The 7358-nt window shown below is 50.9% G+C and carries 10 protein-coding genes and 1 tRNA gene; 7 read left to right on the top strand and 4 right to left on the bottom strand.

Annotation, left to right across the window (positions count from 1 at the left end; translation table 11 throughout):
- The 3 genes from P5674_RS22245 to P5674_RS22235 form a co-directional block, all read right to left on the bottom strand.
- Positions 1-1962 (bottom strand): YbjN domain-containing protein (locus P5674_RS22245; protein WP_315670288.1); only part of this gene is annotated, 1962 nt, incomplete at its 3' end.
- A gap of 95 nt (positions 1963-2057) precedes the next feature.
- A complete protein-coding gene (locus P5674_RS22240; RefSeq protein ID WP_014275088.1) occupies positions 2058-2606 on the bottom strand; it encodes a hypothetical protein in 549 nt (182 codons plus the stop codon).
- A gap of 155 nt (positions 2607-2761) precedes the next feature.
- Positions 2762-2932, bottom strand: coding sequence for a hypothetical protein (locus P5674_RS22235; RefSeq protein ID WP_014275087.1), 171 nt, complete (start codon positions 2930-2932; stop codon positions 2762-2764).
- Positions 2933-3001: 69 nt separating this feature from the next.
- On the opposite strand from P5674_RS22235, the gene P5674_RS22230 reads away from it, so the two are divergent.
- Entirely contained in the window at positions 3002-3457 is a 456-nt protein-coding gene (locus P5674_RS22230) for a hypothetical protein (RefSeq protein ID WP_014275086.1), read from the top strand.
- 112 nt (positions 3458-3569) lie between these two features.
- Entirely contained in the window at positions 3570-4103 is a 534-nt protein-coding gene (locus P5674_RS22225) for a DUF1499 domain-containing protein (protein ID WP_315670287.1), read from the top strand.
- 63 nt (positions 4104-4166) lie between these two features.
- Here the strand turns inward: P5674_RS22225 and psbD are convergent, their stop codons facing one another.
- Positions 4167-5225 carry a photosystem II D2 protein (photosystem q(a) protein) gene (psbD, locus tag P5674_RS22220; RefSeq protein WP_006617906.1) on the bottom strand — a complete coding sequence of 353 codons (1059 nt, stop codon included), beginning with the start codon at positions 5223-5225 and terminating at the stop codon, positions 4167-4169.
- Between the two features lie 182 nt (positions 5226-5407).
- Here psbD and P5674_RS22215 point away from each other — a divergent pair, with 182 nt between their 5' ends.
- The 5 genes from P5674_RS22215 to P5674_RS22195 all read left to right on the top strand — a co-directional run bounded on the left by P5674_RS22215 (position 5408) and on the right by P5674_RS22195 (position 7326).
- Complete coding sequence (locus tag P5674_RS22215) at positions 5408-5578, top strand: hypothetical protein (protein ID WP_157888687.1); 171 nt, start codon at positions 5408-5410, stop codon at positions 5576-5578.
- Complete coding sequence (locus tag P5674_RS22210) at positions 5565-5831, top strand: hypothetical protein (RefSeq protein ID WP_006616120.1); 267 nt, start codon at positions 5565-5567, stop codon at positions 5829-5831. Before P5674_RS22215 ends, P5674_RS22210 begins: the two co-directional genes overlap by 14 nt.
- On the top strand, positions 5828-6523 hold the full coding sequence (locus P5674_RS22205; RefSeq protein ID WP_006616119.1) for an energy-coupling factor ABC transporter ATP-binding protein: 696 nt from the start codon (positions 5828-5830) through the stop codon (positions 6521-6523). Before P5674_RS22210 ends, P5674_RS22205 begins: the two co-directional genes overlap by 4 nt.
- A gap of 104 nt (positions 6524-6627) precedes the next feature.
- Complete coding sequence (locus P5674_RS22200) at positions 6628-7176, top strand: NYN domain-containing protein (protein ID WP_006616118.1); 549 nt, start codon at positions 6628-6630, stop codon at positions 7174-7176.
- A gap of 78 nt (positions 7177-7254) precedes the next feature.
- A tRNA-Asn gene (locus P5674_RS22195) sits at positions 7255-7326 on the top strand.
- Positions 7327-7358 lie beyond the last annotated feature (32 nt).

The raw sequence follows: 7358 nt of genomic DNA, 5'->3' as shown, positions 1-7358 counted from the left end.
ATCCGGCTTCCAGACGGTGAGGGCATTGTTGTAGCATTTGATAGCCTGTTGCAGGTTGGCAGCGCGATCGCCTGTGGGGAGGTCAGAGTAGGCAGAACCCAGGTTGTTTTGGGTCATCGCCCAATCTAAGGGGGCGGTGTCCGGCTTCCAGACGGTGAGGGCATTGTTGTAGCATTTGATAGCCTGTTGCAGGTTGGCAGCGCGATCGCCTGTGGGGAGGTCAGAGTAGGCAGAACCCAGGTTGTTTTGGGTCATCGCCCAATCTAAGGGGGCGGTGTCGGGGTTCCAGACGGTGAGGGCATTGTTGTAGCAGTTGATAGCCTGTTGCAGGTTGGCAGCGCGATCGCCTGTGGGGAGGTATAAGTAGGCATTACCCAGGTTGTTTTGGGTCCCCGCCCAATCTAAGGGGGCGGTGTCCGGCTTCCTGACGGTGAGGGCATCTTCGTAGCATTTGATAGCCTGTTGCAGGTTGGCAGCGCGATCGCCTGTGGGGAGGTCAGAGTAGGCAGAACCCAGGTTGTTTTGGGTGGTCGCCCATTGTAAGGGGGCGGTGTCGGGGTTCCAGACGGTGAGGGCATTGTTGTAGCAGTTGATAGCCTGTTGCAGGTTGGCAGCGCGATCGCCTGTGGGGAGGTATAAGTAGGCATTACCCAGGTTGTTTTGGGTCCCCGCCCAATCTAAGGGGGCGGTGTCGGGCTTCCAGACCGTGAGGGCATCTTCGTAGCATTTGATAGCCTGTTGCAGGTTGGCAGCGCGATCGCCTGTGGGGAGGTCAGAGTAGGCAGAACCCAGGTTGTTTTGGGTGGTCGCCCATTCTAAGGGGGCGGTGTCGGGCTTCCAGACCGTGAGGGCATCTTCGTAGCATTTGATAGCCTGTTGCAGGTTGGCAGCGCGATCGCCTGTGGGGAGGTCAGAGTAGGCAGAACCCAGGTTGTTTTGGGTGGTCGCCCATTCTAAGGGGGCGGTGTCGGGCTTCCAGACCGTGAGGGCATCTTCGTAGCATTTGATAGCCTGTTGCAGGTTGGCAGCGCGATCGCCTGTGGGGAGGTCAGAGTAGGCAGAACCCAGGTTGTTTTGGGTCATCGCCCAATCTAAGGGGGCGGTGTCGGGGTTCCAGACGGTGAGGGCATTGTTGTAGCAGTTGATAGCCTGTTGCAGGTGGGCAGCGCGATCGCCTGTGGGGAGGTCACAGTAGGCATTACCCAGGTTGTTTTGAGTTTGTGCCCACTTGTCTGGGAGGCGTTCTGGGGGTCGTGCTTCCAGTACCAACCCATAGAGTAAAATGGCAATAGCTACATTCTGTTCTCGGCGACCTCGGGGATACTCCAGAAGACTAATAGCGATGTTTTCAATCAGTCCAACGACGGCTGCTTCTATCTCCTTATTTCCCAAGATGTGATCTTGTTGGAGAAAGGTTTTCGCTGCATCAGGTAATTGAGGGTCAAGTCTGCCACCCCGTTGATCCAATTCCTGATAAACCGCTTCAGCACCTCCCTTCATTTCGGCTTGCAGCAAGGCTTCAAATAATGCTGTTCTCTCCGGGCTATCTTCCCCCGTCTCCAATACTCCCCGCAGTTGTTCCCGTCCCTGTTGGGCAATTTGCAGGGTTCCCTCCAGGGTCCGCCAAAACTGTTTTTGGGTCAGTTGGCTATCTTCTAACGGTAAATCCGCCCGCAACCGCACTTCCCCATCATCCGGGTCTCGCTGCCACCTTGCCAGTTTATATTGCCAACCCAGATGCAGCAAGGTTTCCAAAGCCGCCTCATAGTGGGGATGGTCGTCACCCAGGGTCAACAATTGGGGCAGAAATATCTTGACAAATTCCCCATTTTCTGATACTTCTACAACTACGGTTAAGCCCTCCACCTGCAAAATCAGGCGTTGCTGTTCCGACTCTGGCTGATAGTCCCAGCCGCGCCCATCTAACCAGCCACAAATTTGTTCAAATAATGGTTTCATCATATCCTCGTCTTTTGTATTGAAGTTCTCAGAAACAGATGCACAGAGGACAGTCCCCAGGGGAAACTGGCTGTGCTGGCCATGGATTCAAAGGGTCATCAAACCGAATCCCCCTCACCTTGTAACTGTTGCAGTTGCGCCTCAAGTTCTGCCAACCCCTCAGCGGACAACATCTCCCGCAACGCCGCCATCATTTGGGCGGTGGTGGTCTTTCCTCCGGGGTCATTTCCCGTCGCCAACACCCCCTGCAACCTTTCCACGCCCTCATTGGTGAGTTGAATTAACCCCGACAGCAGGCGGTTAAACTGTTTTTCGGTCAGGGTGGCATCTGCCAAGGCTATCCCGGTGCTGGTTCGCACTTCTCCATCACTGGGGTCATATTCCCACCGCAATAGCTTCTCCTCCCAGGCGATGGTTAACATGGTCTGAAACGCCACGCCTTTATATACATGGTCTTTCAGGTTCAATAGCTGCGGCGCAAACAGAGCCAAATATTCCCCGTCTTCTTGCACCTGAATCACAATCATAAAATCCTCCACCTGTTCGGACTTGACTGCGGTAATGATGCGATTTCGGTCGGTGTCGCTGTGGTAGCGCCATCCGCGATTATCCAGAAAACCCGCCACCTGTGCTAAGGTTGTCGCCATATTCCCAACTCCTCGGAGATGTTTACTCTCACTCATATACTAACAGGGTCAAAAATCCTGCCTACAACTGTTCTATCGATTCCGGACCGGTTTTTTATGCACCATGGGATTGAGGGAGGGACGACGACGGAGCCAAAGCCCAACCAGGAGGGGGTTTACAGGTGGGGAAATTTTTGGGGATTGAGGCTTGACTTGTGGGGAAATTTGAGGTAATATAACACCATGGGAAACTGTGCCGCCATATATATTCCCGGCCACCAAGAAACCCCGTTGATAGTTGGTTGATAGTTGTCGCTCAGGGGGTCATCAACCAGGTTTGTCGCCACTGGAAAAGTTTTCAGCCCGCCAGGCGCAGATTATCTGATTTTAACCACCGTCACTCTCTCCTCAACTTTATGGAAAACCCGTCTATTTCCTCTTGGTCTTCAGGTTTACTGGCTGGTCTCACAGCTTGTACATTAGGATTGGCAACAGTTCCGGTACGAGCGCAACAGCCCATGTATCGACCGATTCCCATGGTTTCTGGTGAAGTGGTAGAGGACATCCTCTCACCACAAGATATTCCCATCGGAGATGGAGGCTTTTTGCGGGACTATCGCATCCGCCTGGAAACCGATGATACAGTGATGGTTGATCTGATGTCCGATGATTTTGATACTGTGGTGGTGTTGTTATCGTCTGATGGTATAGCGATCGCCGAAAATGACGATCGCCCGGACGGGACTACCAACTCTCTCCTGTTTGCTCGCATTGTGGAGGGAGGGGATTATATTGTGAGAGTTCGTGCTTTTGGAGAAGTAAGAGGCGGAAATTTTCGGCTGAAGGTGACGCGCTTAGTTCCGGCTGAATGAGGCGGAAACTCCCGGCTTCTCAGTGATTGATGATTATCTATTCCCAGCCCGCCGCCCTCCTGCGATAGAATCGGGGAAGTATCGATATCAATCAATTGAACTGGAGAGTTATATGCAGATTTCACCCCTAAGATTCTTGCACAAGAAACTACTACCGATCGCGATCGCCTTATGGTTGGGACTGGTTGGATATTTTGGGGGGGAAACCGTGGCGCTGGCTGCGCCTACCCATCCCAGCGTCCTAGGGAGTCTGTTTTCCTTCTCAGGACAGCGACCCGATAACCTAGGAGTACACGACGGCCATCTCTCCGATTGTCCCGATTCCCCTAACTGCGTTTCCACCCAAAGCCAGGACGCGGTTCATTATATCGAACCTTTCACCTATTCCACCTCTGGGGAGGAAGCATTGGCTCAAATCAAACAAGTGGTCGAGAGTATGGACAACGCCAAAATCGTGACGGCGGATGACCATTATCTTAATGCCGAATTTACCTCGGCGATTATGGGCTTTGTGGATGATGTAGAATTTTATTTAGATGATCAGGCGGCGCTGATTCAAGTGCGATCGGCTTCCCGACTGGGAGAGTCAGATTTGGGAGTTAATCGCGATCGGATCGAAACCATCAGAAGCCTTTTGAATCTATAATCAAACCAAAACCCCCAATCCGTTGAGGAAAGGGGGTTAATTTGTTATCTGAGTAGTCCCAAATTACAGAGCGTTACCGCGAGGTAGAACTTCTTCGGGGAATACAAAGTTTTGGTGAGGTTGATCGGCTGGAGCCATCCAAGCGCGAATACCTTCGTTAAGTAGAATGTTCTTAGTATAGAAGGTTTCAAACTCAGGATCTTCTGCCGCCCGCAGTTCTTGTGACACGAAGTCATAAGCCCGCAGGTTCAAAGCTAGACCTACTACACCGATGGAACACATCCACAGCCCTGTTACGGGAACAAACAGCATGAAGAAGTGTAACCAGCGTTTGTTGGAAAAAGCAATACCAAAAATCTGAGACCAGAAGCGGTTAGCTGTCACCATGGAGTAGGTTTCTTCCGCTTGGGTGGGTTCAAAAGCTCGGAAGGTGTTAGAACCTTCTCCGTCTTCAAACAGGGTGTTTTCTACTGTAGCACCATGAATAGCACATAGTAGCGCACCACCGAGGATGCCAGCAACTCCCATCATGTGGAAGGGGTTGAGAGTCCAGTTATGGAATCCTTGGAAAAATAGGATAAACCGGAAGATGCCTGCCACCCCAAAGCTGGGAGCAAAGAACCACCCGGACTGACCCAAGGGGTACATTAAGAATACGCTCACGAACACGGCAATAGGGCCGGTGAAAGCGATCGCATTATAAGGACGAATGCCAACCAACCGGGCGATTTCTAACTGACGCAGGCAGAACCCAATCAGCGCGAAAGCTCCGTGTAGAGCTACAAAAGCCCATAAACCCCCTAATTGACACCAGCGGGTAAAGTCCCACTGAGCTTCGGGACCCCACAGGAACAGCAGGGAGTGACCCAGACTGTTGGCGGGGGTGCTGACGGCAGCGGTCAGGAAGTTGCAGCCTTCGAGGTAGGAACTGGCGAGTCCGTGAGTGTACCAAGAGGTAACAAAGGTGGTTCCGGTGAGCCATCCGCCGATAGATAGATAGGCACAGGGGAACAGCAGGATACCAGACCATCCTACGAATACAAAGCGATCGCGCTTCAGCCAGTCATCGAGGACATCAAACCATCCTCTAGTGACTTGGGGGCGTTCGACTGCTATTGTCATAAACCCAAATCTCCGAATAAATTATAATTTCCAGTAAATCAGCCAACTGATCTCTATTGTAAAATCTAGCTTCCCGTTATTAACAGAAAGTTAGGAATATGATCGATGCAGTTAACTTTTCTTTACCTATCTTAACAGTATAAACATAAATTCTCAGATTGGCAAGTCCCAGAATGAAATTAATGGCGAGGGTACTACTGGGGATCGGTAATAGTCCAGAAGTGATGCGATCGCCTGATTCCTGGCGAGGTAAGAGTTATGATGTCAAGCAGACAGTGCCGATATCTGCCATACTGATGAGAGTCGGTGTTAAACTTAACGTTTTTTTAAGACTTTTCTATGTTCACCATTGACATCATCGTTAAATATGTCCCGGTTCCCCTATCGGTACAAAGAAAGACCCAAGAGGACGCTGTAGGGGTCTATAACCAGGTCCTAGACATGATGCGCTCAGACCATCGGCAACTGTTAGAGCTAACCTGCGAGAAAATGACCGATAAAAAAGTAGCTGTCCTCAGCAGCGAAATCTCGGCCGTGCAGATTTCCGAAAAATCTGGCACCACAGCCACAGGTAGATCTCCTGGATTTGTAGCCTTAACAGAATGAGCCAATCTGCCATACCCGAAACAACCAACCCGGCTATTGAGGTAAAAAACCTGAACTTTCAATGGTCGGGAGGTGCTAGAGTCCTGACTTCTTGTTCCCTAGCCGTCCCTAAAGGGGAATTTTGGATGTTGCTTGGTACTAATGGCAGCGGCAAATCAACCCTGTTGCGGCTACTGACGGGACTGTTGCAGTCCCAGTCCGGTGAGATTAACATTCAGGGACGGGTGGGGTTTGTCTTCCAAAATCCCGATCACCAACTGGTTATGCCTACTGTGGGGGCAGATGTGGCCTTTGGTTTGGTGGAAGACCGCCTCCCCCTAGAAGAAGTTAGACGGCGGGTTGAGGATGCTTTGGGGGCGGTGAAATTGCTGGAATTGCAACGCCGCCCTATTTATGCCCTCAGCGGAGGACAAAAACAGCGTATAGCTATTGCAGGTGCGATCGCTAGACATTGCCAAGTCCTACTTTTTGATGAACCTACCGCCCTACTAGACCCCGACAGTCAGCGAGACCTGGTTATTCAAGTTCGCCATTTAGTCAAAAATCGCGGCATTACCGCCCTCTGGGTGACACACCGCCTCGATGAACTTGACTACAGCGATGGTGCTTTTTTGTTGGAAAACGGCCGTGTCGTGGCTCAGGGAAACCCTGAACCCCTAAAACGCCGATTGATGCAAAATCATCAAGCCTAGATTGGAAAACTTGATTTTTTCATCCTACCTAACGAAAAAAATGCCATTATTGAAACTAAGCAAAAATTGTCCACTGTTCAATATGAGCTTTCCAGTAATAAATCATGTCACGCTCTTTAACCAATGCCGTCCTGTTTGTAGACGGTTATAACATCATCGGAATTTGGCCCGGTCTGCAACAAAAGCGCGACGGGGAAAGCACGGAGTCAGCCCGGCGACATCTGATCGAAAGTCTGATTAATTACAGTGCTTTTGAAGGTCTTGATGCTCGCATTGTCTTCGATGCTCACTATCAGAATACTCCCGGTGTCAGTGAAAAGGTCAGCCGTAATCTGTTGATTCACTATACAGCTTATGGTCAAACTGCTGACACTTATATAGAAAAAATGTGTGCGTCCCTGCGTCATAAATTGCGACTGTCACGGCGGCGGTTGCTGGTGGCTACCTCAGACCGCGCACAACAGTTGACTGTCATGGGCTACGGTGCTGAATGGATGTCTGCAATGCAGCTATCGGAAGCTGTTGAGGCCTCTAATCGACAGCGCCAACGTCGCCACCAAACTCCAAAGCGATCGAGGAGTCGCTTTCTTGACAGTTCCCTAGACCCTGAGTCTCAAAGGCGTTTGGCTCAGTTGCGGATGGGGCTAAAATAAATTTGAGCAAAATGCTTGACAAAATTTTACCACTGGGTTACTATAGTTAACTGTGGCTAAGATAACCACAACCCACTTTCCTCGGTAGCTCAGTGGTAGAGCGGTCGGCTGTTAACCGATTGGTCGTAGGTTCGAATCCTACCCGGGGAGTTTAGTATAAACCCTTATCCTGACAGCGATAG

It is taken from the genome of Limnospira sp. PMC 289.06, assembly GCF_032350395.1.
In the GTDB taxonomy this organism is placed as follows: domain Bacteria; phylum Cyanobacteriota; class Cyanobacteriia; order Cyanobacteriales; family Microcoleaceae; genus Limnospira; species Limnospira platensis.
Note: the sequence above shows the minus strand (reverse complement) of the source record. Positions and strands in the feature narration are given on the sequence as shown.